Annotated in this window: 26 protein-coding genes and 1 pseudogene; 9 read left to right on the forward strand and 18 right to left on the reverse strand. The window is 63.4% G+C overall.

Annotated features, from left to right (window positions below):
* Positions 1-42: 42 nt before the first annotated feature.
* The 6 genes from ahcY to LB526_RS22325 all read right to left on the reverse strand — a co-directional run bounded on the left by ahcY (position 43) and on the right by LB526_RS22325 (position 5,680).
* On the reverse strand, positions 43-1,443 hold the full coding sequence (gene ahcY, locus LB526_RS22300; protein WP_095767996.1) for an adenosylhomocysteinase: 1,401 nt from the start codon (positions 1,441-1,443) through the stop codon (positions 43-45).
* Positions 1,444-1,732: 289 nt separating this feature from the next.
* Complete coding sequence (locus LB526_RS22305; protein ID WP_140843515.1) at positions 1,733-2,029, reverse strand: HPr family phosphocarrier protein; 297 nt, start codon at positions 2,027-2,029, stop codon at positions 1,733-1,735.
* Positions 2,026-2,427 carry a PTS sugar transporter subunit IIA gene (locus tag LB526_RS22310; protein ID WP_027166957.1) on the reverse strand — a complete coding sequence of 134 codons (402 nt, stop codon included), beginning with the start codon at positions 2,425-2,427 and terminating at the stop codon, positions 2,026-2,028. The genes LB526_RS22305 and LB526_RS22310 overlap by 4 nt, the downstream gene beginning before the upstream one ends.
* A 164-nt stretch (positions 2,428-2,591) precedes the next feature.
* Positions 2,592-3,053: an HPr kinase/phosphorylase gene (locus LB526_RS22315; RefSeq protein ID WP_140843517.1), complete on the reverse strand. Its 462-nt coding sequence runs from the start codon at positions 3,051-3,053 to the stop codon at positions 2,592-2,594.
* A 13-nt stretch (positions 3,054-3,066) separates the two neighbouring features.
* Positions 3,067-4,851 (reverse strand): sensor histidine kinase, encoded by a 1,785-nt coding sequence (locus tag LB526_RS22320; protein ID WP_095767999.1) that lies wholly within the window; start codon positions 4,849-4,851, stop codon positions 3,067-3,069.
* A gap of 127 nt (positions 4,852-4,978) precedes the next feature.
* Positions 4,979-5,680, reverse strand: coding sequence for a response regulator transcription factor (locus LB526_RS22325; protein WP_006201274.1), 702 nt, complete (start codon positions 5,678-5,680; stop codon positions 4,979-4,981).
* A gap of 341 nt (positions 5,681-6,021) precedes the next feature.
* On the opposite strand from LB526_RS22325, the gene LB526_RS22330 reads away from it, so the two are divergent.
* From LB526_RS22330 to LB526_RS22345, 4 genes are all read left to right on the forward strand, one after another.
* Positions 6,022-7,632, forward strand: a complete 1,611-nt coding sequence (locus LB526_RS22330; RefSeq protein WP_224629868.1) for a phosphoenolpyruvate carboxykinase — start codon at positions 6,022-6,024, stop codon at positions 7,630-7,632.
* A gap of 82 nt (positions 7,633-7,714) precedes the next feature.
* Positions 7,715-8,152: an alternative ribosome rescue aminoacyl-tRNA hydrolase ArfB gene (gene arfB, locus LB526_RS22335; RefSeq protein ID WP_095768001.1), complete on the forward strand. Its 438-nt coding sequence runs from the start codon at positions 7,715-7,717 to the stop codon at positions 8,150-8,152.
* Positions 8,153-8,340: 188 nt separating this feature from the next.
* A complete protein-coding gene (locus LB526_RS22340; RefSeq protein WP_224629869.1) occupies positions 8,341-8,958 on the forward strand; it encodes an alpha-ketoglutarate-dependent dioxygenase AlkB family protein in 618 nt (205 codons plus the stop codon).
* Positions 8,959-9,065: 107 nt separating this feature from the next.
* A complete protein-coding gene (locus tag LB526_RS22345) occupies positions 9,066-10,241 on the forward strand; it encodes a glycosyltransferase family 87 protein (protein WP_224629870.1) in 1,176 nt (391 codons plus the stop codon).
* 402 nt (positions 10,242-10,643) lie between these two features.
* Here LB526_RS22345 and LB526_RS22350 read toward each other — a convergent pair whose 3' ends face one another.
* From LB526_RS22350 to hisB, 12 genes and pseudogenes are all read right to left on the reverse strand, one after another.
* Positions 10,644-12,242, reverse strand: coding sequence for a hypothetical protein (locus LB526_RS22350; protein ID WP_224629871.1), 1,599 nt, complete (start codon positions 12,240-12,242; stop codon positions 10,644-10,646).
* Positions 12,243-12,370: 128 nt separating this feature from the next.
* The gene (locus LB526_RS22355) at positions 12,371-13,921 is read right to left on the reverse strand and encodes a hypothetical protein (protein ID WP_224629872.1); all 1,551 of its coding nucleotides are present in this window, start codon (positions 13,919-13,921) and stop codon (positions 12,371-12,373) included.
* Positions 13,918-14,193 (reverse strand): annotated as a pseudogene (locus LB526_RS22360) (GtrA family protein); the annotation flags it as partial. The pseudogene LB526_RS22360 and the gene LB526_RS22355, both read right to left, overlap by 4 nt.
* A 218-nt stretch (positions 14,194-14,411) precedes the next feature.
* Positions 14,412-15,371 (reverse strand): type I pantothenate kinase, encoded by a 960-nt coding sequence (coaA, locus tag LB526_RS22365; protein ID WP_140843531.1) that lies wholly within the window; start codon positions 15,369-15,371, stop codon positions 14,412-14,414.
* Positions 15,372-15,449: 78 nt separating this feature from the next.
* On the reverse strand, positions 15,450-15,773 hold the full coding sequence (locus LB526_RS22370; RefSeq protein ID WP_095768008.1) for a phosphoribosyl-ATP diphosphatase: 324 nt from the start codon (positions 15,771-15,773) through the stop codon (positions 15,450-15,452).
* Positions 15,774-15,782: 9 nt separating this feature from the next.
* Positions 15,783-16,574, reverse strand: a complete 792-nt coding sequence (gene hisF, locus LB526_RS22375) for an imidazole glycerol phosphate synthase subunit HisF (RefSeq protein WP_224629873.1) — start codon at positions 16,572-16,574, stop codon at positions 15,783-15,785.
* Positions 16,574-17,413 carry an arginase family protein gene (locus LB526_RS22380; protein ID WP_224629874.1) on the reverse strand — a complete coding sequence of 280 codons (840 nt, stop codon included), beginning with the start codon at positions 17,411-17,413 and terminating at the stop codon, positions 16,574-16,576. Before LB526_RS22380 ends, hisF begins: the two co-directional genes overlap by 1 nt.
* Positions 17,410-18,156: a 1-(5-phosphoribosyl)-5-[(5-phosphoribosylamino)methylideneamino]imidazole-4-carboxamide isomerase gene (gene hisA, locus LB526_RS22385; RefSeq protein WP_224629875.1), complete on the reverse strand. Its 747-nt coding sequence runs from the start codon at positions 18,154-18,156 to the stop codon at positions 17,410-17,412. Before hisA ends, LB526_RS22380 begins: the two co-directional genes overlap by 4 nt.
* A gap of 3 nt (positions 18,157-18,159) precedes the next feature.
* Positions 18,160-18,450 (reverse strand): DUF1330 domain-containing protein, encoded by a 291-nt coding sequence (locus LB526_RS22390; protein WP_224629876.1) that lies wholly within the window; start codon positions 18,448-18,450, stop codon positions 18,160-18,162.
* A gap of 2 nt (positions 18,451-18,452) precedes the next feature.
* The gene (gene hisH, locus LB526_RS22395) at positions 18,453-19,103 is read right to left on the reverse strand and encodes an imidazole glycerol phosphate synthase subunit HisH (RefSeq protein ID WP_224629877.1); all 651 of its coding nucleotides are present in this window, start codon (positions 19,101-19,103) and stop codon (positions 18,453-18,455) included.
* A 1-nt stretch (position 19,104) separates the two neighbouring features.
* Positions 19,105-19,578, reverse strand: a complete 474-nt coding sequence (locus tag LB526_RS22400; RefSeq protein ID WP_224629878.1) for a DUF2628 domain-containing protein — start codon at positions 19,576-19,578, stop codon at positions 19,105-19,107.
* Between the two features lie 4 nt (positions 19,579-19,582).
* Positions 19,583-20,179 (reverse strand): imidazoleglycerol-phosphate dehydratase HisB, encoded by a 597-nt coding sequence (gene hisB, locus LB526_RS22405; RefSeq protein ID WP_224629879.1) that lies wholly within the window; start codon positions 20,177-20,179, stop codon positions 19,583-19,585.
* A gap of 214 nt (positions 20,180-20,393) precedes the next feature.
* Here hisB and hslV point away from each other — a divergent pair, with 214 nt between their 5' ends.
* The 5 genes from hslV to LB526_RS22430 all read left to right on the forward strand — a co-directional run bounded on the left by hslV (position 20,394) and on the right by LB526_RS22430 (position 24,629).
* Positions 20,394-20,945 (forward strand): ATP-dependent protease subunit HslV, encoded by a 552-nt coding sequence (gene hslV / locus LB526_RS22410; protein ID WP_224629880.1) that lies wholly within the window; start codon positions 20,394-20,396, stop codon positions 20,943-20,945.
* Positions 20,946-21,007: 62 nt separating this feature from the next.
* On the forward strand, positions 21,008-21,532 hold the full coding sequence (locus LB526_RS22415) for a GNAT family N-acetyltransferase (protein WP_224629881.1): 525 nt from the start codon (positions 21,008-21,010) through the stop codon (positions 21,530-21,532).
* Between the two features lie 4 nt (positions 21,533-21,536).
* Positions 21,537-22,136 (forward strand): DUF2585 domain-containing protein, encoded by a 600-nt coding sequence (locus LB526_RS22420; protein ID WP_224546351.1) that lies wholly within the window; start codon positions 21,537-21,539, stop codon positions 22,134-22,136.
* Positions 22,137-22,141: 5 nt separating this feature from the next.
* Positions 22,142-23,452 (forward strand): ATP-dependent protease ATPase subunit HslU, encoded by a 1,311-nt coding sequence (gene hslU / locus LB526_RS22425; RefSeq protein WP_224546353.1) that lies wholly within the window; start codon positions 22,142-22,144, stop codon positions 23,450-23,452.
* A 142-nt stretch (positions 23,453-23,594) separates the two neighbouring features.
* Positions 23,595-24,629, forward strand: a complete 1,035-nt coding sequence (locus LB526_RS22430) for a DUF1402 family protein (RefSeq protein ID WP_411967977.1) — start codon at positions 23,595-23,597, stop codon at positions 24,627-24,629.
* Positions 24,630-24,645 lie beyond the last annotated feature (16 nt).

Consider the following 24,645-nt stretch of genomic DNA (forward strand, 5'->3'; position numbering starts at 1 on the left):
CAACCACCCGGCTTCAATATATGGTAGATAATTTCGCTTTGGTTAATAGCGGTAGTGTTCAGGCTTGTACGGACCCTGCGGCGTCACGCCGATATAGGCGGCCTGTTCGCCGGACAGCTCCGTCAGCTTGGCGCCGAGCTTGTCGAGATGCAGCCGCGCGACCTTCTCGTCGAGGTGCTTGGGCAGCACATAGACCTGGTTCTCGTACTGGCCGTGCTTGCTGAAAAGCTCGATCTGCGCCAGCACCTGGTTCGTGAACGAGGCCGACATGACAAAGCTCGGATGACCGGTGGCGTTGCCGAGGTTGAGCAGGCGGCCCTCGGACAGAAGGATCATACGCTTGCCGTCCGGGAAGGTGATCAAATCCACCTGCGGCTTGATGTTGGTCCATTTCAGGTTGCGCAGCGCCGCCACCTGGATCTCGTTGTCGAAGTGGCCAATATTGCCGACGATCACCATGTCCTTCATCGACCGCATATGGTCGAGCGTGACGACGTCCTTGTTGCCGGTGGTGGTGATGACGATGTCGGCGGTGGGCGCGGCGTCTTCCAGCGTCACCACCTCATAGCCGTCCATCGCCGCCTGCAGCGCGCAGATCGGGTCGACCTCGGTGACTTTCACACGCGCGCCGGCGCCGCGCAGCGAGGCCGACGAGCCCTTGCCGACATCGCCATAGCCGCAGACCACCGCGACCTTGCCGGCCATCATGGTATCGGTGCCGCGGCGGATGCCGTCGACCAGCGATTCCTTGCAGCCGTATTTGTTGTCGAATTTCGACTTGGTGACGGAATCGTTGACGTTGATCGCCGGGAAGGGCAGCAGGCCCTTCTTCTGCAGCTGGTAGAGGCGGTTGACACCGGTGGTGGTCTCCTCGGTGACGCCGCGGATCGCTTCCCGCTGCTTGGTGAAGAAGCCTGGCGAAGCCTTCAGGCGCTTCTTGATCTGGGCGAACAGGATCTCTTCCTCCTCGCTGCCGGGATTGGACAGCACGTCCTCGCCGGCCTCGGCGCGCGCGCCGAGCAGGATGTACATGGTGGCGTCGCCGCCATCGTCCAGGATCATGTTGGAGGTACCGCCATCGGTCCACTGGAAGATCCGGTCGGTGTAGTCCCAATAGTCTTCCAGCGACTCGCCCTTGATGGCGAAGACCGGAATGCCGGCCTCGGCTATGGCCGCGGCCGCGTGGTCCTGGGTCGAGAAGATGTTGCAGGAGGCCCAGCGGATGTCGGCGCCCAGCGCCTTCAGCGTCTCGATCAGCACCGCCGTCTGGATGGTCATGTGCAGCGAGCCGGTGATGCGCGCGCCTTTCAGCGGCTTCTTGGCGCCGAACTCCTCGCGACAGGCCATCAGGCCCGGCATTTCGGTTTCGGCGATCTCGATCTCCTTGCGGCCCCAGCCGGCAAGCGAGATATCGGCTACCACATAGTCCTTGCTACCCGTCATGGCAGTGCTCCGGTGTGATTTTTCTTAAGGCGCGCCGACGCCGGAAGGCGCATGGGAGGGCGCGGTTGCCGGCTTGACTACCAGATCGGTCGCCGCACGACAATGGGACATAAAGAAATCTTTATGCGCGCATGTCTTCGGAAAAGCGAGATGTTCCGTGAAATCGGCGCAAACGCCGGGGATTGGTTGAAGCCGCCGCAACGACGCGATGGGCGTTTCGGCCAATCTCCAAGGCATGCCGCCTGCCAACGCAAACAGAGCCGACCGGAAAAAACCCTGTGCTGAGGAACTAGATTTCCTCGCCGAAACGCGAGGCGATCAGCTGCTCCAACGCGTCCATGGCCGGCACGGCTTCCGGGCCGCTGGCGATGACGCGGATCGAATAGCCTGGGCTCGCCGCCAGCATCATCAGGCCCATGATCGAGGTGCCGCCGACCTTCACGCCGTCCTTCTCGACATGGATGATGGCGTCGAAGCCGCTGGCGACCTGGACGAACTTGGCCGAAGCGCGCGCGTGCAGGCCGCGCTGATTGATGATCGGGAACTCCCGCACCACCTCATCCGTCCGCGGCGCCGATGCGTTCATTTGCTGCTCAGGAGCTGGCTGGCGACGTTGATGTATTTACGGCCGGCCGCCTGCGCTTCGTCGAGCGCGGCGGCCATGTTGTCGCCCTTGCGGATCGAGGAGAGCTTGATCAGCATCGGCAGGTTCATGCCGGCGATGACCTCCGTGCGGCCGGATTCCATCACCGAGATGGCGAGGTTGGAAGGCGTGCCGCCGAACATGTCGGTGAGCACGATGACGCCTGCGCCGGTGTCGACGCGCGCGACTGCGTCGACGATGTCGGCCCGGCGCTGCTCCATGTCGTCGTCGGCGCCGATCGCCACGGTTTCGAAATTGTCTTGCGGCCCGACGACATGCTCTACGGCATGTCGGAACTCGGTAGCGAGTTGACCGTGCGTCACGAGCACGAGTCCGATCATTCTCTGGTGGCTCCCGTCATCGCCGCTTCACAGGCGTATCTTATGTTCGCCAGCCATTCCAGGCGGCGGGAGCGCTATCTTGTCGACGCACGGCCGGTTGACAAGCCCAAAATTGCGGCGGCCCGGGCCATTTTGACGCATCGCAGCAAAAAATCCGGGCCGGATCATGAAAAAGGCTGGATCGACAGCCGCGCCATCAGCATGGGCAACGCGGCGGTAACATTTTGCCGGGCGATGTCGACGCGGGGCAGCCGGCATCCGCCGATCGTCTCCGTGGTCTCGTCCTGCAGACGCGCCATGTCCGCCGGTTCGACAAGCCGCACCACAAGATCGATCACGGCGGCCGGTTCGAAAGCCAGCGGCCGCGGCCCGATGCCGTGCACCTCAGCGAGGCCGGCGATGCTCGCCGGCGCGCGGCAAACCAGCCGGCCGCCATGCGCGGCCGCAAGCAACTGGTCGTCGCCGACCAGCCGGGCAAAAAGGCCCTGCGCGCGGCAATGATCGACAAGCGCCAGCGCCAGCGTCGTCTTGCCGGCGCCGGACGGCCCGGTGATCAGCACGCCGCGCTCGCCGACCAGTATGGCCGTCCCATGAATGTTGCGGGGCTTTGCGGCGGCGCCTGGCATGTCGGTTCGGCGATCAGCCTTCCGCCGGCAGCGTCACCACGAAACGCGCGCCCTTGATCTCGCCGGGCTTGGTGCCGGGGATGTTCTCGGCCGTCAGCGTGCCGCCATGTGCCTCGACGATCTGGCGGCTGATCGACAGCCCGAGGCCGGAGTTCTGGCCGAACGCCTCGCCGGCCGGCCGGTCGGTATAGAAGCGCTCGAAGATGCGGTCGATCTTCTCGGCCCGGATACCCGGGCCGTTGTCGTCGACGGTGATGATGTTGAACTTGCCCGCGCGCGCCAGCGAGATCGCGATGTGGCCATGCTCGTCGGGCACGAAGGAACGCGCGTTCTCGATCAGATTGGTGATGACCTGGCCGATCCTGAGGTCATGGCCGACGACGAAATAGCCTTTGGCGCCGGCCGGCAGCTTGGCGACCTTGAGGTCGATCTCGACGGCCTTCTTGTTGCGCGTCGTCTCGCGCGAGACGGCGATGAGGTCGGTGATGAACTTCTTCAGGTCGACGGTCGCCGCATCGTCGCGCGCCAGCTCGGCATCGAGGCGGGACGCATCCGAGATATCGGTGATCAAGCGGTCGAGCCGCCTCACATCGTGCTGGATGATCTCCATCAGGCGCGCGCGAGAAGCATCGTTTTTCGCCAAAGGTAGCGTTTCCACGGCGCTGCGCAGCGACGTCAGCGGGTTCTTCAACTCATGCGACACGTCGGCGGCGAAACTTTCGATCGCCTCGATTCTCGCATACAGCGCATTCGTCATATCGCGCACGGCAATGGACAAATTGCCGATCTCGTCCTGACGATCGGAAAAGTCGGGGATTTCCTCGCGGCTCTTGACGCCGCGCCGCACCCTGACGGCGGCGGCTGAAAGCCGGCGCAGCGGATTGGCGATGGTGGAGGCGAGCAGCATCGACAGGATCGCGGTGACGAGCGCCGCCACCCCGAACACGCGCAGGATCGCCTTGCGCTCGGCCGCGACGATCTTGTCGATGTCGCCGCCTTCGGTGGACAGCATCAAGACGCCGAGCACGGCGCGGAAGCGCTGGATCGGCACCGCGACGGAGACGATCTGTTCGCCCTGCTCGCTCACCCGCACGATTGTCGAAGGGCTGCCGGTCAGCGCCTTGACCACTTCGGGAAAGGCCGCGCCGTTGCCGCCGGGCTGCTCGTGGTAGACCGGCAGGTCCTTGTTGCGGAAGAAGTCGAAGATGAACTTCTCCACTCGCTCCACGACGCCCGGCTGCTCCTCGTCGACGGGCGGCAGGTCGTAGCGCAGGATCTGGCCGCGTGAATAAAGATGCCGCGAATCGAGCAGCAGGTTGGCGTCGCGGTCATAGATGCGGGCGCGGGTGCGCGTCGGCGAGATCAAGCGTCGTAGCACCGGCGCGACACGCTCGGGATTGATCGGGAAATCGAGGTTGTCGAGCTGGTCCGACCCCGGCCCCAGGCTTTCGCCCGCCTGCAGCTCCAGCAGCTTTTCTGGATCGATGCTGATCGAATCGGTTTCGACGGTCGCCGAAGCCGCGATGGCGCCGGCGATGATCTCGCCCTGCGTCATCAGGCTTTCGACGCGCGCATCGATCAGCCCGTCGCGAAAGGTGTTCAGGTAAAGGATGCCGGTGACCAGCACTGCGAGGCCGGCCAGGTTGAGGAACAGGATGCGCCGCGTCAGGCTGGAGAAGATGTGATGGCCGAGAAACCGGCGCATCGGCACCGTGATTTTCGAAACGAAGGCGGGCACGATCCGCGGCGGACGCCTTGCCGCGCCCGCCCGTCTGCCTCGCTCCACTTCCACTGCCATCGAATAGCAGGCCCTGTTTAGTTAGTGAGTAGTGAGTAGGCAGTAGGGAAGTGGTTGGCTGACTTCGGCTATGGGTGGCCGCCCGCATCATTCAAAACTGACTACTGACTATTCCCTACTGCCTATCTCAAGCTTCGCGGAACCGGTACCCGACTCCGTAAAGGGTTTCGATCATCTCAAAGTCGTCGTCGACGGCCTTGAACTTCTTGCGCAGCCGCTTGATGTGGCTGTCGATGGTGCGGTCGTCGACATAGACCTGTTCATCATAGGCTGAATCCATCAGCGCATCACGGCTTTTTACCACACCGGGGCGCTGCGCCAGCGAATGCAGGATGAGGAATTCGGTCACCGTCAGCGTCACCGGCTCGCCCTTCCAGGTGCAGGTGTGCCGCTCCTGGTCCATCACCAGCTGGCCGCGTTCGAGCGAGCGGGCCTGCTGGCTGGGCGCCTTGGCCGCCGCCTCGCGGGCGCTGGTGCGGCGCAGCACTGCGCGCACGCGCTCGACAAGCAGGCGCTGCGAGAACGGTTTGCGGATGAAGTCGTCGGCGCCCATCTTGAGACCGAACAACTCGTCGATCTCGTCGTCCTTCGACGTCAGGAAGATGACCGGGAGATCCGACTTCTGGCGCATGCGGCGCAACAGCTCCATGCCGTCCATGCGCGGCATCTTGATGTCGAGGATGGCGAGGTTCGGCGGCCGTGCCGCCAGGCCTTCCAGCGCCGACGCGCCATCGGTGTAGGTTTCGACCCGATAGCCCTCGGATTCGAGCGCGATCGACACCGAGGTCAGAATGTTGCGGTCGTCGTCGACAAGCGCGATTGTTGCCATTTCAAGCGGCTCCCTCATGAGCTGTCCCTTCTGTCGTCGAGAAGGGGCTTTTGCAGGACAAATTGGGTACAAAATGTGGCACGGGCCTTGTCCGAAGTCACGGGCGGCCTGCCGTCACACGCCATCGCACCTATAGTGGGATTGGACGAGCCGAGCCTGCCAATCCTTTGGGCAACCTCTACGGTTTTTTGCACATATAAACGATTTAAACAACTTTCAAATTTTTTAAATCGATTAATGATTTGATATCATTCGGCTTTTCTGGTTCTGAACCTGACGGCCCCAGCGCGGGCTCCGGGAAGTAACCCGTCAGATGCGGCCAAATCCAGAGAGGAAATTTGATGTCGGAAGCCGGCAAACGCAACCCCGACTGCGCCATCGACGCGATCGGCCTGAAGACAATGGGCATGGTACGCTATAATTTTGGCGCGGCCGAACTCTACGAGGAAGCGATCCGGCGCGGCGAGGCGAGGTTGACCGCGCAAGGCGCGCTGGTCGCCGAGACCGGCCAGCACACCGGGCGTTCGCCGAAGGATAAATTCGTCGTGCGCGACGAGGCGACCGGCGGCCAGGTCTGGTGGGACAACAACAAGGCGATCTCGCCGGGTGAGTTCGAAGCGCTGCTGGCGGATTTCAAGGCACATGCAGCCGGCAAGGACCTCTACGTGCAGGACCTCGTCGGCGGCGCCGACGCCAATCTGAAGCTGCCGACCCGGGTCATCACCGAATTCGCCTGGCATTCGCTGTTCATCCGCAATCTTTTGATCCGTCCCGAAGCCGCGGAAATCGAGCGTTTCGTGCCGCAGCTTACGATCATCGACCTGCCCTCCTTCCGCGCCGATCCGGCGCGTCACGGCACCCGCACCGAAACGGTGATCGCGGTCGACCTCACCCGCAAGATCGTTCTGATCGGCGGCACCTCCTATGCCGGCGAGATGAAGAAGTCGGTTTTCACCATGCTGAACTATCTGCTGCCGGCAAGGGGCGTGATGCCGATGCACTGTTCCGCCAATGAAGGTGCGGACGGCGACGCAGCCGTCTTCTTCGGCCTGTCCGGCACCGGCAAGACGACGCTGTCGGCCGACCCGTCGCGCACGCTGATCGGCGACGACGAGCATGGCTGGGGCCCGCAGGGCATCTTCAATTTCGAAGGCGGCTGCTACGCCAAGACGATCAGGCTGTCGGCGGAGGCCGAACCGGAGATCTTCGCCACCACGCAGCGCTTCGGCACGGTGCTGGAGAACGTGGTGCTCGACGCCGGCCGCGTTCCGGATTTCAACGATGGCAGCCTGACCGAGAACACGCGCTGCGCCTATCCGCTGGATTTCATCCCCAACGCCTCGAAGACCGGCCGTGCCGGGCATCCGAAGAACATCATCGTGCTGACCGCAGACGCCTTCGGCGTCATGCCGCCGATCGCCAGGCTGACGCCGGCGCAGGCGATGTACCATTTCCTGTCGGGCTATACCGCCAAGGTTGCCGGCACGGAAAAGGGCGTCACCGAGCCGGAGGCGACGTTCTCGACCTGCTTCGGCGCCCCGTTCATGCCGCGCCATCCATCCGAATACGGCAATCTGCTGCGCGAGCTGATCGCCGGCCATTGCGTCGACTGCTGGCTGGTCAACACCGGCTGGACCGGCGGCGCCTACGGCACCGGCCGCCGCATGCCGATCAAGGTAACGCGCGCCTTGCTGGGCGCCGCGCTCGACGGTTCGCTGAAGTCGGCCGAGTTCCGGACCGACGCCAATTTCGGCTTCGAGGTGCCGGTGGCGGTCCCGGGTGTCGACGGCGCCATTCTCGACCCCCGCTCGACCTGGACGGACAAGGCCGGTTACGACCGCCAGGCCGCGAAGCTGGTCAACATGTTCGCCGTCAATTTCGAGAAGTTCGAACGCCATGTCGACGCGACCATCCTCGGCGCGGCGCCGCGGATGCAGGAAGCGGCTGAATAGCAGTCACTGCTAACTTCTTCCTCCAGGGCCTGGCTCGCGCCGGGCCTTTTCTTTTTGCCGCCGTCGCGTCATGAGTGCGTGCATGGCAAGCGACGACGATATCATCATCTCCGGCGAAGCGGTCATCCGTCCTGGCGACCTGCATGAGGACTTCATCCGCTCGTCCGGTCCGGGCGGCCAGAACGTCAACAAGGTGGCCACCGCCGTACAGCTGCGCTTCGACGCGGCGAACGCGTCCGGCCTGTCCGAGCGCGTGCGCGAGCGCGCCATCAAGCTGGCCGGCCAGCGCGCCACCAAGGACGGCGTCATCGTCATCGAGGCAGGCCGCTTTCGCACCCAGGAGCAGAACCGCGCCGACGCGCGGGCGCGGCTGACTGCATTGATCGCCAAGGCGGCCGAGCCGCCGCCTCCGCCGCGCAAGAAGACCAGGCCGTCCAAAGGCGCCGTGGAGCGCCGCCTGAAGAGCAAGGCAGGCCGGTCGACGGTGAAGAAGCTGCGCGGTCGGGTGGAAAGCGACTGATCCGGCCAAAGCCGCTGGTTTCGGGTCGCCGCCTTCTTTGAAGGATGGCATGGCTTGGAGCATGATGCCGAACAGTGTGAAGCGGTTTTCGGGACATCATGCCCTATCTCTCTGATTTAGAGACGGATTCAGATTTCATGTCGAACAGACCCGAAACCATCCGGCGCTAGGGAGCAACGGATCGATCCATGCTCGTTCTGCCCAAAGGCGTCCGCCATATGCCGGGCTACCTCCCGCGCCCGGCCCAGGAAGCGCTGGTCGAGGAGATCAGGCGCGTCGTGCAGGCCGCACCCCTCTACGTGCCGGCCATGCCGCGCACCGGCAAGGAGATGAGCGTGCGCATGACCAATTGCGGCGCGCTTGGCTGGGTGACCGACAAGGAGCGCGGCTATCGCTATCAGCCGACGCATCCGGTGACCGGCGAGCCCTGGCCGCCGATCCCGGAAGCCCTGTTGGAATTATGGCGCGAGGTCTCGGCCTATCAGCATCCGCCCGAGGCATGCCTGGTCAACTTCTATTCGGCGGATGCCAAAATGGGCCTGCATCAGGACCGCGACGAACAGGATTTCGCCGCGCCCGTGGTGTCGGTCTCACTGGGCGACGACTGCCTGTTCCGGGTCGGCCAGGACAGGCGCGATGGCGGCACCAAGTCGTTCAGGCTGAAGAGCGGCGACGTCGTCGTGCTTGGCGGCGAAGGCCGCCTCGCCTTCCACGGTGTCGACCGCATCTATCCGGCGACATCGGCGCTGCTGAAGAACGGCGGCCGCATCAATCTGACGCTGCGGCGGGTGACGGTGCCTGGCTGAGCATATTGGGGCAAGACGATCTTAAGGACACCTGGGCTACAATCGCGGTCGCTATCACTGAGATCGCCATGCAACCTGATTGGATTAGGACCAGAAGCCTTTTGGACGTGGCCATTGTCACGGTCGTGTCGATCATCGCCGCATGGATGACTTGGTTCTATCTGAGCTTTCTGTGGACCTTGGACAGCCGAGGCTTTTCCGCGCTGTCGCACAGGCTCCCCTACTGGGATTTCACCAACCTCTGGGCAGGTTCGCGCATGGCCATCGAGGGCCACGTTGCCGTTCTCTTCGACGTGGAGGCCTACCGCGCGGCGCTGCGCGCGATGTTCTCACCCGACCTTCCAAATCAGGAATGGAGCTATCCGCCGAACATCCTCCTGCTCGGCGTTCCGCTTGCCACCTTGCCGATCCTCTCCGCCTATCTGATCTGGACGTTCGGGACCGTGCTGTGCCTGTGGCTGGCTGTCCGGCCGCTGAAGCTCGGAGCGGCCGTGGAACTGGCGATCGTCTTGAGCCCGGCGGTTATCTGGAACTCCTTGTTCGGCCAGAACGGCGCGCTGACCGCCGCGCTGTTGATCGGAGGCCTCGCCGTGGCGCCAAGGCGCCCGCTGCTGGCCGGAATCCTGTTCGGCCTGCTGACGATCAAACCGCATCTCGGCATTCTCGTGCCCTTCTGCCTGCTCGCCAGCGGCAACTGGCGCGCCGTTCTCGCGGCCATCGGCACCAGCGTCGTGATCGCCCTCGCCACCGGCCTGTTCTTTGGCTTCGATGTCTGGCGGCTGTTCCTGACCGAAACCCGCCCCTTGATGACGGCGATCATGGAGGCGCCTTATCCGCAGCCCTATCAGTACAACGCAATAACGGTGTTCTTCACGGCGAGAGCTTTCGGCGCCGGGGTGACCTCCGCCTATGGCGTGCAGGCGGTCGCGACCATCGCTTCCATCGCCGCGGCGATCTGGCTCTGGCGGCCGGGCCGCGTGGTCTCGCATCAGGAACGCGTGGTGCTTACCGCTGTCCTTGCGATCCTGGCCACGCCCTATGGCTACACCTACGACACGATCGGTGTGGCCGTAGCGGTGGCGATGCTCGCCGCGATGGTTTCCAGGCCGCCTCGGCTGATCCTGGCGATTTGCTGGCTCGCGCCTTTCGTCGTGAATTTTTTCACCTGGGGCGGATATTGCGTCGCTGTCCTGATCCCGCTGTTTCTTGCCGCGTGGATGCTGCATTCGATATGGACGAGAGGCCCGAAGGCTGAACTCTCGGGAGAACCGTCCCTAGCCTGAAACAATTCCAAGATACGTGCGCAGCGATAGGCTCGGCGGCTTTGCCGCAGCCTTCCGTTCGCCGCAGGAAGTATGAAGAATGACGGCCATGTCAATTTGAGGCGGTCGCGGGTCCTCGTGCCTGGCTAATTCCGGCGTTGCGCTGTAGCACCCGTACCTCGCCCCGCGCGCACCACGCCATCAGCGGCAGGAAAAGCGCGACGCCGATATGCTCACGCTCGCTGAGACATTGCCGGGAAACAGCACCGGCATCGCATAGGCGGCGGGGGCAAGCGCGAGAAGCGCCGGTCCTTCCCTGAAACGGGCGGCGCACCCCCGCGCCGGCCAGCATCAGTCCCGCCAGGGCAGCCAGAAAGGAGATATCCTTTAAGCGCCAATTGATTTCGATCAGCCAGTGCCGTCCTAATTGCGTTCGGCGATATCGCTGCGGATGAACAGGGTTACGGAGGCGTTCTGATAGAGCAGACGATAGTCCTGCAAAGCCTTTGCGATCAAAGGGCTGTCACGCAACGGCGCCGTTGCGTGCGGCTGCGTCAGACGGAGCTTTATCGGTACGTCCGGTCCTGCGGTTCCGTCATCGGCAACGATATCCGGCCGTTTCGTGGCCAACTCACTGGCGATCGCCTGCGTGTAATCCGCGCGCAAGGCTTCGAGCCTGAGGCGGGTCGCGATATCCGGCCCAGACTCGATCAGGACCTGGGCATCATTGACCATCCAGCCGGACGGGTGGCGCCCAACCATGCGAGCGCCGGTCATCCGGACGAGCGGATTGCCGATCTGCAGCGCCGAGCCGATCGATATAAAGGTCGGGTGATCGGCGATCCGGTTGATGGCGGCCGTCGCCGCGTCGAGATCGCCACGCGGTTCGACGAATGCCAGGCCTTGCCGTGGCGCGAGGGTCGCTACGAGCAAAAGCAGACCGAACCCGACACCCGCCCTTGCCAGCACAGGCAGGTCGCGCTGTGGCCGCAACCGGATAAACTGGAGCACAAAGGCCAACATGCCGAGCGTCAGGAACGGCATCGCCTGATAGGTCCAGCCTTTGCCCAAGACGACAAACCCAGGGATATAGCCAACACCTGCCAGCAGCAGAATCTTCGCATCGCGATCGAGCCAGTCAGGGTAGGCCATGGCCAACGTTGCCGCGGCCATGGCCACGAAAATCTTCACCGGCAAGAGCATCAACATGTCGACGGCCGGCAAGCGCATCGGCAAATAGACCTCGCGCAGCAAAGGCAGGACATCGGTGAAGAAGGGCTGCATGAAAACCACAAGCACGACCAGATAGGCGACGGTCAAAACAGCGCCGAACACATTCTCGGTCGTCAGCAGAGGCCGCGCCGAGCGTCGCTGCGCGGCAAGGACCAGCACCGGCGCAGCCAGCGCCAGCACGCTGAAGGGCGGTTTGATCATGACGAAAATCGCGGCGCCAATCCCGGCGGCAAGCCGCTCGGCCGTGCTGCCGGCGCGGAAATCCGCTGTCCGGTCGCGTGCCGCAAGCAGCGCCAGCCAAGGCAAAAGGCAGATGACTGCGATTTGTTCGCGCTGGCCGAAATCCGCCGGCGACAGCGCAAGCAGAAGAAACACCAGGACCGGAACTGCCCAGAGGAATCGCGTCAGCATTTGGTCGGCACGTACAAGGATTCGAGCTGAAAGCCAGACCGAACCGATTGCCAGCATTACCATGCCGAGCCCCACCCAGAGCTCCGCCGAAAGCCCGGTCAACCGCTCAAGAATCAGGAATGGCAGGTAGAGCCAGGTCGAAAAGGGCGGATTGGCCTCAGCGATGTCGACATAGAGGCGTTCGCCGCTCAGCACGCGGTCGCCGACGGTCAGCAGCCACGATACGTCGACATTGCCTGGCAAGAGGCGCGAGACGACGATCGCATAGAGGGCGATCAACAATGTTGCGGCAGCCGGCAGGCCAAGGCGAAATGCAGTTCCGGCCTGACGGGGCCGCAGATCGGCCTGCTCGCCTGAAGCAACCAATGGCGCATCCATGCCGGTAGCCTCAATAGCAGTACAGCGTTTGTGGCTTAGTTTCTAACGGACCGGCAGTTAAGCGCGCTTTAACCGGCAGCCACCGTTCAAAATTTCCTCGCGACCTCTCCCGAAAGGACGGCTGCGGATCACTCTGCCTGGGCAGTTCCTGCATTGCGCAGCAACACCTGCACTTCGTCATCCTCGGCAATCTGCTGATAGCGTCGCAGGAAGTTGGTGTAGTCTTGCCACTGGGCAAGCTCCGCATTCCAGTCCCTGTCCTTTTTCTCGACGATTATCATGGCAGGCTTCTGGGTCTCGAGTTCGGCGATCTTGCTCTCGATGTAGCGATCGGCGATCTGCCGGTAGTGGGACGCGGCCTCCTGGTCGCCGTCCCGGCTTGCGATGCCCGAAAGATAACGCGCTGATTCACCCAGCCAGTCGTTGCAATGGCGTGAAATCCATGTCCCGCCGAGCATGCGGGTAAGTGGATGGCCCCCCGAGATGTCGGCGCCGACTAGCGCGACGGTCGGCTGAGGAGCAGCGGCCTTAAGCTTGGCGACAAACTCTGCACTGAGCTTCTGTGTCTGCATGAACGGGATGGCGGCGGCCGCAATGATGACAGCCAGCAGCACCTTGCGCACCAGTTCCATTGCCGTGCCCGGCGACTTGTATGTCGCCGGGGCAGCTTGCGCCATCCTCAGCAGGAGGGCCGCCAGAATCAGACTGAAGGCCGGAAATGCGTGATAGGGCCAGCCTTTTGCCTGGTAGATCAGCGGCACGGTCGCAGCCAGCGAAGCAAGCGTGAACACGGTGACCAGTGGCGACAAAGGCAATCCCGGTCTAAGAAGATATAGCGCGGCAAGAGCGACCACATAGATCGGCACATAGATCTCCAGCAGCGCCTGCATCTTCTGCATCCGCATATAGGTGTCGGCCAGCATCGGATAGACGACGCTCAGGAATTCCGGATGGAAATACTGGACGGCAACGACATAGGCGACGCAAACCAGGCCGATCGCCCAGTTCTCGACGGCGAAAAGCATCCGGATCGACCGGCGGCTCCAGGCCGCGTAGAGCGCCGGAACGAGCACGACCAGTGCATAATAGGGCTTCACCAGAACCAGCACGCTGCCGCTAAGCCCGGCAAGAACCGCCGTCAGGATACTCGGCGCGCGTCCTTCGATAGGTGCCGCGCGCCACGCCGTCAGCACCAGCATCGGCAAAAACAACGCGATCCCCAGTTGCTCCCGTTCGGTGAAAGCATTGCCCGGGAAGATGACAAGCAGGGCCAGGAACAGCGGCAACATTGGAAACAGCGCGCGGTTCTCGGCAAGACCGGCCTGCTTGGCGATCAGCCCGGCAAACGCCAATCCTGCCAAGCAAATCGCATAGCTGTAGGCATGAACCGCCACCTCCGGCGACATGCCGACCTTGTGCGCCAGTGCCACGACCGGCATGAACATCCAAGGCGTGAAAGGCGGATTGACTTCGAAAATATCGACATAGAGCCGTGATCCGGCAAGCATCTTCTCGCACAGCGTGATCACCCAACTTGTGTCTGGTATGACGCCCCATCGCATCTGCCAGGGAATGGCGGCCGCCAGGACCAGCAGGCAAAGGATCACGGTCCATGCCCACATGCTGCGCGCTTCGCCGATAGGCGCGTCTGCTGTCGGTCTGTCGAGCACGGCGGTCATCGGCTCTCTCCTTCGGGGCAGAGGGGGCCGTTGGCGCCCATGGGAGCGCCGAAGACAAACTTGCGTAAGACTGCGAAGTTCAGAACCGGCACTAGAATGGAAGCCAGCGCCACCGGCGCCGACGACAGGTATCCGGCGAGATCGGTGAGAATTGCGGCCAGCCCAACGGAGAGGAGGAATCCGGCCCCGGTTGCACAGGCGAAGCGGAAGATTTCGACGCCAAGCGCACCGTCAGGCATGAACGTCACGCAGCGATGCCCGCAATAGGAAAACGCTGCTCCGGCGCTGGCGTCGAGCTTGTCGAGTTAGGCTCATCCCGCCGGACAAATAGCGGCAGCGCCGCCTCTGCATTGAAGCCCGAAATGACCAGTGAATAGACCGGGGCTCGCGTCCCGCGGCATTGCCCGCATTGATCACCGGTTGCCTCCCGACACCCGCTGGAGTTTGGCTGGCAACGCTAGTCGGGATTGCCTAAGGCGTCGTTAAGGGGTCACAATTTCCTTAACGCGACTTCCTCGATCAGGTGGTTGGTGCCCTTGCGCAGGATGAGGTCGGCCCGCGCCCTGGTCGGCAGGATGTTCTCGCGCAGGTTCTTCAGGTTGATGTTGGCCCACAGCCCCTCGGCGATGGCCCGCGCGGCATCCTCGGAGAGCTGCGAATAGCGGTGGAAGAAGGAATCCGGATTGCGGAAGGCGGTTTCGCGCAGCCGCATGAAACGCTGGATGTACCATTGATGGATCAGCTTCTCGTCGGCATCGATATAGATGGCGAAATCGAAGAAGTCGGACAGGAATGGCACGATCTTGCCATCCTTCGGCAGCTTGCCCGGCTGCAGCACGTTGATGCCTTCGAAGATCAGTATGTCCGGCCGGTCAATGGTGACGAACTCGCCGGGGATCACGTCGTAGGTCAGGTGCGAATAGACCGGCGCCCGGACGCTGCTTTGCGCCGACTTGATGCCGGACAGGAATCTCAGCAGCGCGCCGACGTCGTAGCTCTCGGGGAATCCCTTGCGCTCCATGAGGTTCTCGCGGCGCAGGATCTCGTTGGGCAACAGGAAGCCGTCGGTGGTGATGAGGTCGACTTTCGGGCTCGACGGCCAGCGCGCCAGAAGCTCCTTCAGCACGCGCGCCGTGGTCGACTTGCCGACCGCGACCGAGCCGGCAATGCCGATGATGAAGGGTGTCTTGACGACGTCCTGCGCGTTGAAAAAGGCCTGGCGCTGCCGGAACAGCAGCTGGCTTGCCTCGACATGGGCCGAAAGCAGCCGAGACAGCGAGAGGTAGATGCGCTTGACCTCTTCGAGATCGACCGGGTCGTTGAGCGAGCGCAGCCGGTCGATCTCGTCCCCGGTCAGCGTCAGCGGCGTGTCGGCGCGAAACTGCGACCATTGCTCGGCGGAGAAGAATCGATAGGGGGAGTACTTCTCGGTCGGAGCCAGCTGGTCCATCGGGTTTCCTGCCCTCCTAGAGCGTGCCGCCGAAAAGTGCGAAGCCGTTTTCGGGCGACATCGTGCTCTCTCTTTCGATCAGCCCTGGGGCCGGGACGCCTTTTCGGCGGTACCCGAGCGGCTGGTTCGGCCCTCAAGCTCCTTCAGCACCTCGTCAAGCGGAATGCCCGCGATGCCAAGGACGACCAGCCAATGATATATAAGATCGGCGCTTTCCGAAACGACGGCTTTCTTGTCCCCCTTGACGGCGGCAATCACCGTCTCGACGGCTTCCTCGCCGAGCTTCTGCGCCGCCTTATCGATGCCTTTGGCGAACAGCTTCGCCGTCCATGAGTCGGCGTCGCCGGAATGGGCGCGCTGATGGATGATCGTTTCCAGCTCGGCGAGCGAAAATTGAGCCATAGCAGCGGTTTAAGTCCGATGGGCGGCCGAGTCCAGCCGCATCGGCAGGCCGGCCCTGGCCATATGCGTCTTGGCTTCGGCAATGGTGTAGGTGCCGAAATGGAAGATCGAGGCGGCAAGCACCGCAGCCGCATGGCCGTCGCGGATGCCCTCGACCAGGTGATCGAGCGTTCCGACGCCGCCAGAAGCGATCACCGGGACGCGCACCGCGTCGGCAATCGCGCGGGTGAGCGCGATGTCGTAACCGGCCTTGGTGCCGTCGCGGTCCATCGAGGTCAAAAGGATCTCGCCGGCGCCGCGCTCGACCATGCGCTGCGCGAATTCGACCGCTTCGATGCCGGTCTTCTCGCGTCCGCCATGGGTAAAGATCTCCCAGCGGTCGGTCTCGCCTTGCGCTGATACCTTCTTGGCGTCGATCGCCACGACTATGCACTGGTTGCCGAATTTATCGGCAGCTTCCGCGACGAAATCCGGGTTCTTCACCGCCGCCGTGTTGATCGACACCTTGTCGGCGCCGGCCAGGAGCAGCTTGCGGATGTCGGCCACCTGGCGCACGCCGCCGCCGACGGTGAGCGGCATGAAGCACTGCTCGGCCGTTCGGGCAACCACGTCGAAGATCGTCTCGCGATTGTCGGACGAGGCGGTGATGTCGAGGAAGCAGAGCTCGTCGGCGCCTGCGGCATCATAAGCCTTGGCGGCCTCGACCGGGTCGCCGGCATCGACGAGGTCGACGAAATTGACGCCCTTGACCACGCGGCCGTTCTTGACGTCGAGGCAGGGGATGACGCGGGCCTTGAGCATCACTTGCGCTCCAGCGTCGAGAGCAGGTCGACCACCAGCGCGCCGACCAGCGGCGGCACGTCGCCCTTGGGATCGAAGGCTGGATCGTAGGCGGAGATGGTAAGCCCGGCGATGGCGAGCGGCCCGGCGAGGCCGCACATGGCGGTGCGCAGCTGCTCGGGAGCCGGACCGCCCGGCGTGGTGTAGCGGTTGGCCTGCAGCTTCTCGGGGTCGTGCACGTCAAGATCGACATGCATGTGAACCTGGCGTGCGCCGTCGGCCTTCAGCCTTTGCGCGGCGCTCTTCCAGTCCGGGCATTCGGTCCGGATGATCGGCAGCTTTTCCAGCAGTTCCTGTTCCGCGCTGTCGAGGTCGCGCGCGTTGACCAGAACGCAGCGCGACGGATCGACCGGCTTGAAGCCCGGGATCTGCGCCGCTATCGATCGCCAGCACAGGCCCAGCACGGTGGCCAGCGCCATGCCGTCGAGAAAGCCCGTTGTGGTGGTTTCCGGCGTGTTGAGGTCGCCGTGCTGGTCGGCCCAGACGATGGCGTCGGCACCGGCACCGGCCACGGCGCCGGCGGCGGTCAGGCAGTTGCCGGCCAGCACGATCGGAAACCGCTTCCTGTCCAGCGCCATGCGGACTTCGCCTGAAACGGCGTTGCAGACGGCAAATCCGGTGCCGATCTCGCGCTCGGCTTCGTCCTCGACCACCTTGCCGATGTCGCTCACCTCGACATCGTGCCCGGCGAGCTTCAGCGCCTCGGCCAGCCCGCCCGAAATCAGCGCGTCCGGGCCCTGGCCGCAGCCGCCGTGGAAATGGCCGCTGTCATAGGAGGCCAGGATGATCGAAATATTCACGCTCTTGCCTCCGCCCGCTCGCCGCGCAGGATCGCCAGCGCCTCGGCTGGGTCGATACGTCCGTCATACAGGGCGCGGCCGGAGATCGCGCCTTCGAGTTTTTGCGCGTCGGGCATGGTCATGCGCACGATGTCGGCGATCGAGGCGAGGCCGCCGGAGGCGATCACCGGAATCGACACGGCCTCGGCGAGGTCGATGGTCGAATCCCAGTTGATGCCGGTCAGCACGCCGTCGCGGTCGATGTCGGTGTAGATGATGGCGGCGACGCCGGCGCCCTCGAATTTCTTGGCCAGCTCGATGACGCCGAGCTCGGAGGCCTCGGCCCAGCCTTCGACCGCGACCTTGCCGCCCTTGGCGTCGATGCCGACGGCTATTTTCCCGGGAAAGGCCTTGCAGGCCTCCTTGACCAGTTCGGGTTCGCGCACCGCCACGGTGCCGAGGATAACGCGCGTCAGGCCGCGATCCAGCCAATCCTCGATCTGCGGCAAGGTGCGGATGCCGCCGCCGAGCTGCACCGGGTTCTTCGTCGCCTTCAGGATGGCACCGACCGCCGCCGAATTGACGCTCTGGCCCTTGAAGGCGCCGTTGAGGTCGACGACATGCAGCCACTCGAAGCCCTGCTCCTCGAAGGCGCTGGCCTGCGCGGCGGGATCGTCGTTGTAGATGGTGGCGGTGGCCATGTCGCCATGCTTCAGGCGCACGCACTTTCCGTCCTTGAGGTCGATGGCGGGAAACAGGATCATCGGTCAGGCGCCCTCGACAATGACGAAATGGCCGGTCGAAGCGGCGAGCCGGAACTTCGAGGCATGCTGATATTCAGGCGAATGATAGCATTCGATCGCCTTGTCGTAGGACTCGAACTCCACCAGCACGTGACGGTTGCCGGTCGGCCCTTCTGGACTCTCGTAGCGTCCCGCGCGGACCGGGAACTTTGCGCCGTATTTCGCGAAGGCGACGGCATTCGCGTCGATATACTGCTTGTAGACGTCCAGATCGCGGACATTGATCATCGCCATCCAATAGCCCTTCTTGCTCATTGTCAGGGCCTCCACTTCAGGAAATTGGTGATCAGGGCCAGGCCGAGCGCTTGGCTCTTCTCGGGGTGGAACTGCGTGCCGGCAAGGTTGTCGCGGGCGACGGCCGCCGTCACCGCGCCGCCATAGTCGGTCGTCGCCAGCACTTCGCCCGAATTCTTCGCGTCCAGATGATAGGAATGGACGAAATAGGCGTGCAGCCCCTTCGGGCCGGTCTCGATGCCGGAAAACAGTGGGTGCTTGCGTTGGAGTTCGATCGTGTTCCAGCCGATCTGCGGGATCTTCAGCGCCGGATCGGACGGCGTGATCTCCTTAACGTCGCCGGCGATCCAGCCAAGACCTGGGGTGATGGTCTTTTCGAGGCCGCGTTGCGACATCAGCTGCATGCCGACGCAGATACCGAGGAAAGGCCGCCCTTTGCGAAGCGCGGCCTCTTCCACCGCCTCCCACATGCCTGCCACCGCATGCAGGCCGGCGGCGCAGTCGGCATAGGCGCCGACGCCCGGCAGCACGATGCGGTCGGCGGAACGCACGCGCTCGGCGTCGGACGTCAGCTCGATCGTCGCGGCAAGGCCTGCCTCATGCGCGGCGCGCTCGAAGGCCTTGGTGGCCGAGCGCAGATTGCCCGAGCCGTAGTCGATGATTGCCACCCGCATGTCAGGGCCTTCCAGGCGTATGGGTCAGGCCGAGCGCCATGCCTGTCTGCGGCGGACGTGCCTGCGATGCATCCGGCACGATGCGCGGCAGGGCGGGCTGCTCCTCGCTCTCCACGTCGGTTTCCAGCGCATGGCGCGTCTCGGCATCGCCGAGATTGCCGGCCTCGATCACGCCCCATTCGCGCCAGCCGCGCCGCCGCAGCGAGGCGATCCGCAGGCCCTGGCCTTCGAAGCCGACATAGAGCGAGACCAGCAGCGACAGCAGCGATCCGGCCCCTTCGAGCCCGAGCCTCTCGCCGGCAACCGACAGGATCGCCATGACTATGAAGGTCAGAGCCGCCTCGATCCACATCCGGTGCCAGGCGAGCCAGAGCGGCGCGACCAGGAAACCCAGCCAGGTGAAGCTGTCGCGCACGAAAATTGCGTCCTCGGCTCTGTTGCCGGCCAGCGGCGCCATCACGACATAGATCGCCATAGGGCTATCCTTTCAGGGATCCCTTGGTGGAGGGAACCGCGTCGGGCTGGCGCGGATCGGGCTCCAGCGCTGCGCGCAACGCCCGCGCCACCGCCTTGAAGCAGGTTTCGGCGATATGATGGTTGTTGGCGCCGTAATGGTTGGCCACATGCAGCGTGATGCCGGCATTCTGCGCCAGCGCCTGGAAAAACTCGCGCACCAGCTCAGTGTCGAACGTGCCGATCTTCGGCGACGAGAAGCCCACATTCCAGACCAGGAACGGCCGGCCCGACACGTCGATCGCGGCCCTGGTGAGCGTCTCGTCCATGGCAAGGTCGATCGAGGCATAGCGCATGATGCCGCGCCGTTCGCCCAGCGCCTTGCTCAGCGCCTGGCCGATCGCGATGCCGGTGTCCTCGACCGTGTGGTGGTCGTCAATATGCAGGTCGCCCTTGGCCTTGACCGTCATGTCGATCAGCGAATGCCGCGACAGCTGGTCGAGCATATGGTCGAAGAAGCCGACGCCGGTCGAAATGTCGGATTTTCCCTTGCCGTCGACATCGACGGAGACCGAAATCTCGGTTTCCTTGGTCTTGCGGCTGACTTCGGCCGAACGCGTCATCGCTTTGTCCTTGTTGCCCTGCTTGGAGGCGCAGGGCTTGAAAACGAGAGCCTTCTATCAGCATGATCCGGCGATTGCCAGTTGCCATTCCGGCCGCTATCGGCTCGGCCTGAGGCGGTTTGCAATCGTTGGCCCTATGCATACATATGGCCGATCAAACTCACTCGTACCGCGCCAATCGCCTTTTCGAGGGATAGCGCGCATCGGAGCTCAAATGTCGAATGAACTCACCATGCACGCCACGACCATCATCAGCGTGCGCAAGGGCAACAAGGTCGTGATCGCCGGCGACGGCCAGGTCAGCCTCGGCCAGACGGTCATGAAGGGCAACGCCCGCAAGGTCCGCCGCATCGGCAAGGACGGCAGCGTCATTGCCGGCTTCGCCGGCGCTACCGCCGACGCCTTCACCCTGCTCGAGCGGCTCGAAGCCAAGCTGGAGCAATATCCGGACCAGCTGACGCGCGCCTGCGTCGAGCTCGCCAAGGATTGGCGCACCGATCGCTATCTGCGCCGGCTGGAGGCCATGATGCTGGTCGCCGACAAATCGGTCTCTCTGGCGCTGACTGGCAATGGCGACGTTCTGGAGCCCGAGCATGGCGTCATGGCCATCGGCTCCGGCGGCAATTACGCGCTGGCCGCGGCACGCGCGCTGATCGACACCGACAAGGATGCCGAGGAGATCGCCCGCAAGGCCATGCAGATCGCGTCCGACATCTGCGTCTACACCAACAACAATTTTGTCGTCGAAACGCTCGATGCCGCTTGAACATGACCCCGAACCGAAGGACCGCGAAAGCGAACGGTGGCCGCCGGTTTTCGGACAAGATCATGGTCGAACAGGAAGATAGCTATGATTTTCGGCCGGTCACGGAAAAAGACCTGCCGATGATCGCCGGCTGGCTGCGCGAGCCGCATGTCGCCGCATGGTGGGACGATCCGGAAAAGGAAATCGCCGAGATCCGCGAGCATATCGATTCGGTTTCGGTGGAGCCGCTGATCGTCGAGCTCGACGGCAGGCCGATCGCCTATCTGCAGAGCTATGATCCGCATATGGAGGACGACCATCCCTATGCCGACCAGCCCTTCGGCACGCTGGGCATCGACCTCACGATCGGTCCGCCGGAACTGGTCGGGGTCGGCCATGGCTCGGCCATCCTGCGCCAGTTCGTCGAGGAGCTTTTGGAGGAAGGCGCGCCGCGCGTCATCATCGATCCGCATCCCGACAATGGCCGCGCCATCCGCGCCTATGAGAAGGCCGGCTTCAGGCCGATCGGGCGCAGGCATTCGCAATATGGGGACGTCGTGCTGATGGCCGTCGATGCGGCCAACGACGATGAACATCTGGGGGACTGATTGAATGACTGCATCCGGAGGGGACAAGACGCTTTCGGCCTATGAAGACAGCTGGCGCATGGGCCTGCTGCTCGTGCTCGCCTTTATCATATTCCAGGCAGGCGCCTTGTACGGCATGGGCCATCCGCCGATCTGCACCTGCGGCTACGTCAAGCTCTGGCATGGCGTGGTCAACAGTTCGGAGAACTCCCAGCACATCGCCGACTGGTACACATTCTCGCACATCATCCACGGCTTCCTGTTCTATGCGCTGGCCTGGGCCCTGTTCCCGCGCTCGCCGGTGGGCTTAAGGCTCGCCTTCGCCGTACTCATCGAAGGCGGCTGGGAGATCCTGGAAAACAGCCCCTTCATCATTGACCGCTACCGCGCCGGCACCATCTCGCTCAACTATTACGGCGACTCGATCATCAACTCGGTGTCCGACACGCTGTTCATGGCGCTGGGATTTGTGATGGCGCGAAAGCTACCTATATGGGTGGTCGTGGCCCTGGCGCTCATCTTCGAGTTCGGCACGGGTTACATCATCCGGGACAATCTGACGCTCAACGTGATCATGCTGCTGCATCCGTTCGAGTTTATCAGGCAGTGGCAAAGTGGAATTTGAGTAATATGAGCACATTTTCTCCCCGCGAAATCGTTTCGGAACTCGATCGCTTCATCATCGGCCAGAAGGACGCCAAGCGCGCCGTGGCCATTGCCTTGCGCAACCGCTGGCGCCGCCAGCAGCTGGAAGGCCAGATGCGCGAAGAGGTGATGCCGAAGAACATCCTGATGATCGGCCCGACTGGGGTCGGCAAGACCGAGATCTCGCGGCGTCTGGCGCGGCTCGCCGGCGCGCCCTTCGTCAAGGTCGAGGCCACGAAATTCACCGAGGTCGGTTATGTCGGCCGTGATGTCGAGCAGATCGTGCGCGATCTCGTCGAGGTCGCCATCGGCCTGACGCGCGAGAAGATGCGCGAGGACGTCGCCGCGCGCGCCCAGATCAACGCCGAGGAGCGCGTGCTGGAAGCGCTGGTCGGCAAGACGGCGAGCCCGGCGACCCGCGACTCCTTCCGCAAGAAGCTGCGCGACGGCGAGCTCGACGACAAGGAGATCGAGATCGAGGTGGCCGACACCGGCACCGGCGGCATGCCCGGTTTCGAGATTCCCGGCATGCCGGGCGCCAATGTCGGCGTGCTCAACATCAACGACATGCTTTCGAAGGCCATGGGCGGCCGCAGGACCAAGACCCGCAAGACCACGGTGCGCGATTCCTATGCGCTGTTGGTCAACGACGAGTCCGACAAGCTGCTCGACCAGGACGAGGTGGTGCGCAGGGCGCTGGAATCGGCCGAGAATGACGGCATCGTCTTCCTCGACGAGATCGACAAGATCGCCGCAAGAAGCGACATTTCGGGCGGCCCGTCGCGCGAAGGCGTGCAGCGCGACCTGCTGCCGCTGGTCGAAGGCACCACGGTCGCGACCAAATATGGGCCGATCAAGACCGACCATATATTGTTCATCGCTTCGGGCGCCTTCCACGTCTCCAAGCCGTCCGACCTGCTGCCCGAGCTGCAGGGCCGCCTGCCGATCCGTGTCGAGCTGCGCGCGCTGGAGAAGGCGGATTTCATCCGCATCCTCACCGAGACTGAGGCGAGCCTCATCAAGCAGTATATCGCGTTGATGAAGACCGAAGGCGTCGAGCTGACCTTCACCGACGACGCTATCGATTCGCTTGCCGGCATCGCCGTCGATCTCAACGCCAGCGTCGAGAACATCGGCGCCCGGCGCCTGCAGACGGTGATGGAGCGTGTGCTGGACGAGATTTCCTACGACGCGCCCGACCGCCACGGCACGGCCGTCACCATCGACGCCGCCTATGTCGAGAAGCATGTCGGCGACCTGTCGCGCAACACCGACCTGTCGCGGTTTATTCTTTAAGCTCTATCTGGGTTTCGGGCTGGCCTTCGAGCCGGCCTGAAACGCCCGCCCAATGCCCCGATTTCGGGCTGGCTTCCGGCCGGCCTGAAACGCCTTCCAATGCGAAGTGTGGCCAAATGGAAGCATCTGGCCACCATTTTCGCTGGCAGCTCGAAGCCTTCTCTCGACTCTGCCATGCGCTTTACCTAGTTTGCCGCGCATTCGAAGGCGGCGGCGTATGAAGAAACTTATCCTGCTTTTTCTCGGCATGGCCCTGGCGGCGGCGGTGGCAACCGCCGATGCCGCGACCATCGTGCCCCCGGGCAACCGCAACAGCGTGCAGCCGGATATTCCAGGCGCCTCCAGCCGGCGCACCCAGGCCACCAACACCACCTTCCAGGCCAAGTACCGCAAGGTCTACGCGCTGTTGCAGAACGATGCCGAACTGCGCGGCAAGATCAGGAAGGCGGCAGCAGCCTACGGTATCGATCCCATGCATATCGTCGGCGCCATCGTCGGCGAGCATACCTACAATGTCGACGCCTACGACCGTCTGCAGACCTATTACGTGAAGGCGATCTCCTATTTGTCGAGCAAGCTCTCTTTCGCCTATCACGGCGAGGACGTTTCGGATTTCATCCAGCGGCCGGAATTCGAGAAATGCGCAGGCATGGACGACAGCTACGACCTTTGGGAATGCCGCGAGCAGGTGTGGAACCGCGCCTTCCGCGGCAAGAGCGTCGGCGGCGAGGATTTCCCCAACGATCGCTTCGGCGCCACCTTCTTCCAGCCTTATTATGCCGGCCAGACCTTCGGCCTCGGCCAGTTGAACCCGCTGACCGCGCTGCAGATGAGCGACCTCGTGCACAAGGTCTCGGGCCTGCCCAGGCTCGACGTCGGCGATCCCAACGCCGTCTACAAGACCATCATGGACCCGGACCTGACGCTGCCTTACGTCGCCGCGACCATCAGGAAGTCCATCGACGCCTACCGCGGCATCGCCGGCTTCGACATCTCGAAAAATCCGGGCCTCACCGCCACGCTCTATAATGTCGGCAACCCCGAAGAGCGGGCTTATGCTCTGAAGGCCGAGAACGACAAGCGCCGCGCCGCCGGCGAACCGGAAAAGCTGCCCGAAGAAAACTATTACGGCTGGCTGGTCAACGACAAGCTGGATGAGCTGAAGGCGCTGTTTTAGGCGCGTCAGGCTTTGA

Source organism: Mesorhizobium sp. CA6 (assembly GCF_020165035.1).
Classification (GTDB): Bacteria; Pseudomonadota; Alphaproteobacteria; order Rhizobiales; family Rhizobiaceae; genus Mesorhizobium.

Coding starts and splice junctions, on each gene's coding strand:
- hslV (WP_224629880.1), top strand. CDS start 20,394: ATGTCGAATGAACTCACCATGCACGCCACGACCATCATCAGCGTGCGC.
- hisH (WP_224629877.1), bottom strand. CDS start 19,103: ATGCGGGTGGCAATCATCGACTACGGCTCGGGCAATCTGCGCTCGGCC.
- hslU (WP_224546353.1), top strand. CDS start 22,142: ATGAGCACATTTTCTCCCCGCGAAATCGTTTCGGAACTCGATCGCTTC.
- hisA (WP_224629875.1), bottom strand. CDS start 18,156: ATGATCCTGTTTCCCGCCATCGACCTCAAGGACGGAAAGTGCGTGCGC.
- LB526_RS22305 (WP_140843515.1), bottom strand. CDS start 2,029: ATGAACGCATCGGCGCCGCGGACGGATGAGGTGGTGCGGGAGTTCCCG.
- LB526_RS22400 (WP_224629878.1), bottom strand. CDS start 19,578: ATGGCGATCTATGTCGTGATGGCGCCGCTGGCCGGCAACAGAGCCGAG.
- LB526_RS22420 (WP_224546351.1), top strand. CDS start 21,537: ATGACTGCATCCGGAGGGGACAAGACGCTTTCGGCCTATGAAGACAGC.
- hisB (WP_224629879.1), bottom strand. CDS start 20,179: ATGACGCGTTCGGCCGAAGTCAGCCGCAAGACCAAGGAAACCGAGATT.
- hisF (WP_224629873.1), bottom strand. CDS start 16,574: ATGCTCAAGGCCCGCGTCATCCCCTGCCTCGACGTCAAGAACGGCCGC.
- coaA (WP_140843531.1), bottom strand. CDS start 15,371: ATGGACCAGCTGGCTCCGACCGAGAAGTACTCCCCCTATCGATTCTTC.
- LB526_RS22330 (WP_224629868.1), top strand. CDS start 6,022: ATGTCGGAAGCCGGCAAACGCAACCCCGACTGCGCCATCGACGCGATC.
- LB526_RS22325 (WP_006201274.1), bottom strand. CDS start 5,680: ATGGCAACAATCGCGCTTGTCGACGACGACCGCAACATTCTGACCTCG.
- LB526_RS22390 (WP_224629876.1), bottom strand. CDS start 18,450: ATGAGCAAGAAGGGCTATTGGATGGCGATGATCAATGTCCGCGATCTG.
- arfB (WP_095768001.1), top strand. CDS start 7,715: ATGGCAAGCGACGACGATATCATCATCTCCGGCGAAGCGGTCATCCGT.
- LB526_RS22315 (WP_140843517.1), bottom strand. CDS start 3,053: ATGCCAGGCGCCGCCGCAAAGCCCCGCAACATTCATGGGACGGCCATA.
- LB526_RS22370 (WP_095768008.1), bottom strand. CDS start 15,773: ATGGCTCAATTTTCGCTCGCCGAGCTGGAAACGATCATCCATCAGCGC.
- LB526_RS22355 (WP_224629872.1), bottom strand. CDS start 13,921: ATGACCGCCGTGCTCGACAGACCGACAGCAGACGCGCCTATCGGCGAA.
- LB526_RS22310 (WP_027166957.1), bottom strand. CDS start 2,427: ATGATCGGACTCGTGCTCGTGACGCACGGTCAACTCGCTACCGAGTTC.
- LB526_RS22340 (WP_224629869.1), top strand. CDS start 8,341: ATGCTCGTTCTGCCCAAAGGCGTCCGCCATATGCCGGGCTACCTCCCG.
- ahcY (WP_095767996.1), bottom strand. CDS start 1,443: ATGACGGGTAGCAAGGACTATGTGGTAGCCGATATCTCGCTTGCCGGC.
- LB526_RS22415 (WP_224629881.1), top strand. CDS start 21,008: ATGGTCGAACAGGAAGATAGCTATGATTTTCGGCCGGTCACGGAAAAA.
- LB526_RS22320 (WP_095767999.1), bottom strand. CDS start 4,851: ATGGCAGTGGAAGTGGAGCGAGGCAGACGGGCGGGCGCGGCAAGGCGT.
- LB526_RS22350 (WP_224629871.1), bottom strand. CDS start 12,242: ATGGATGCGCCATTGGTTGCTTCAGGCGAGCAGGCCGATCTGCGGCCC.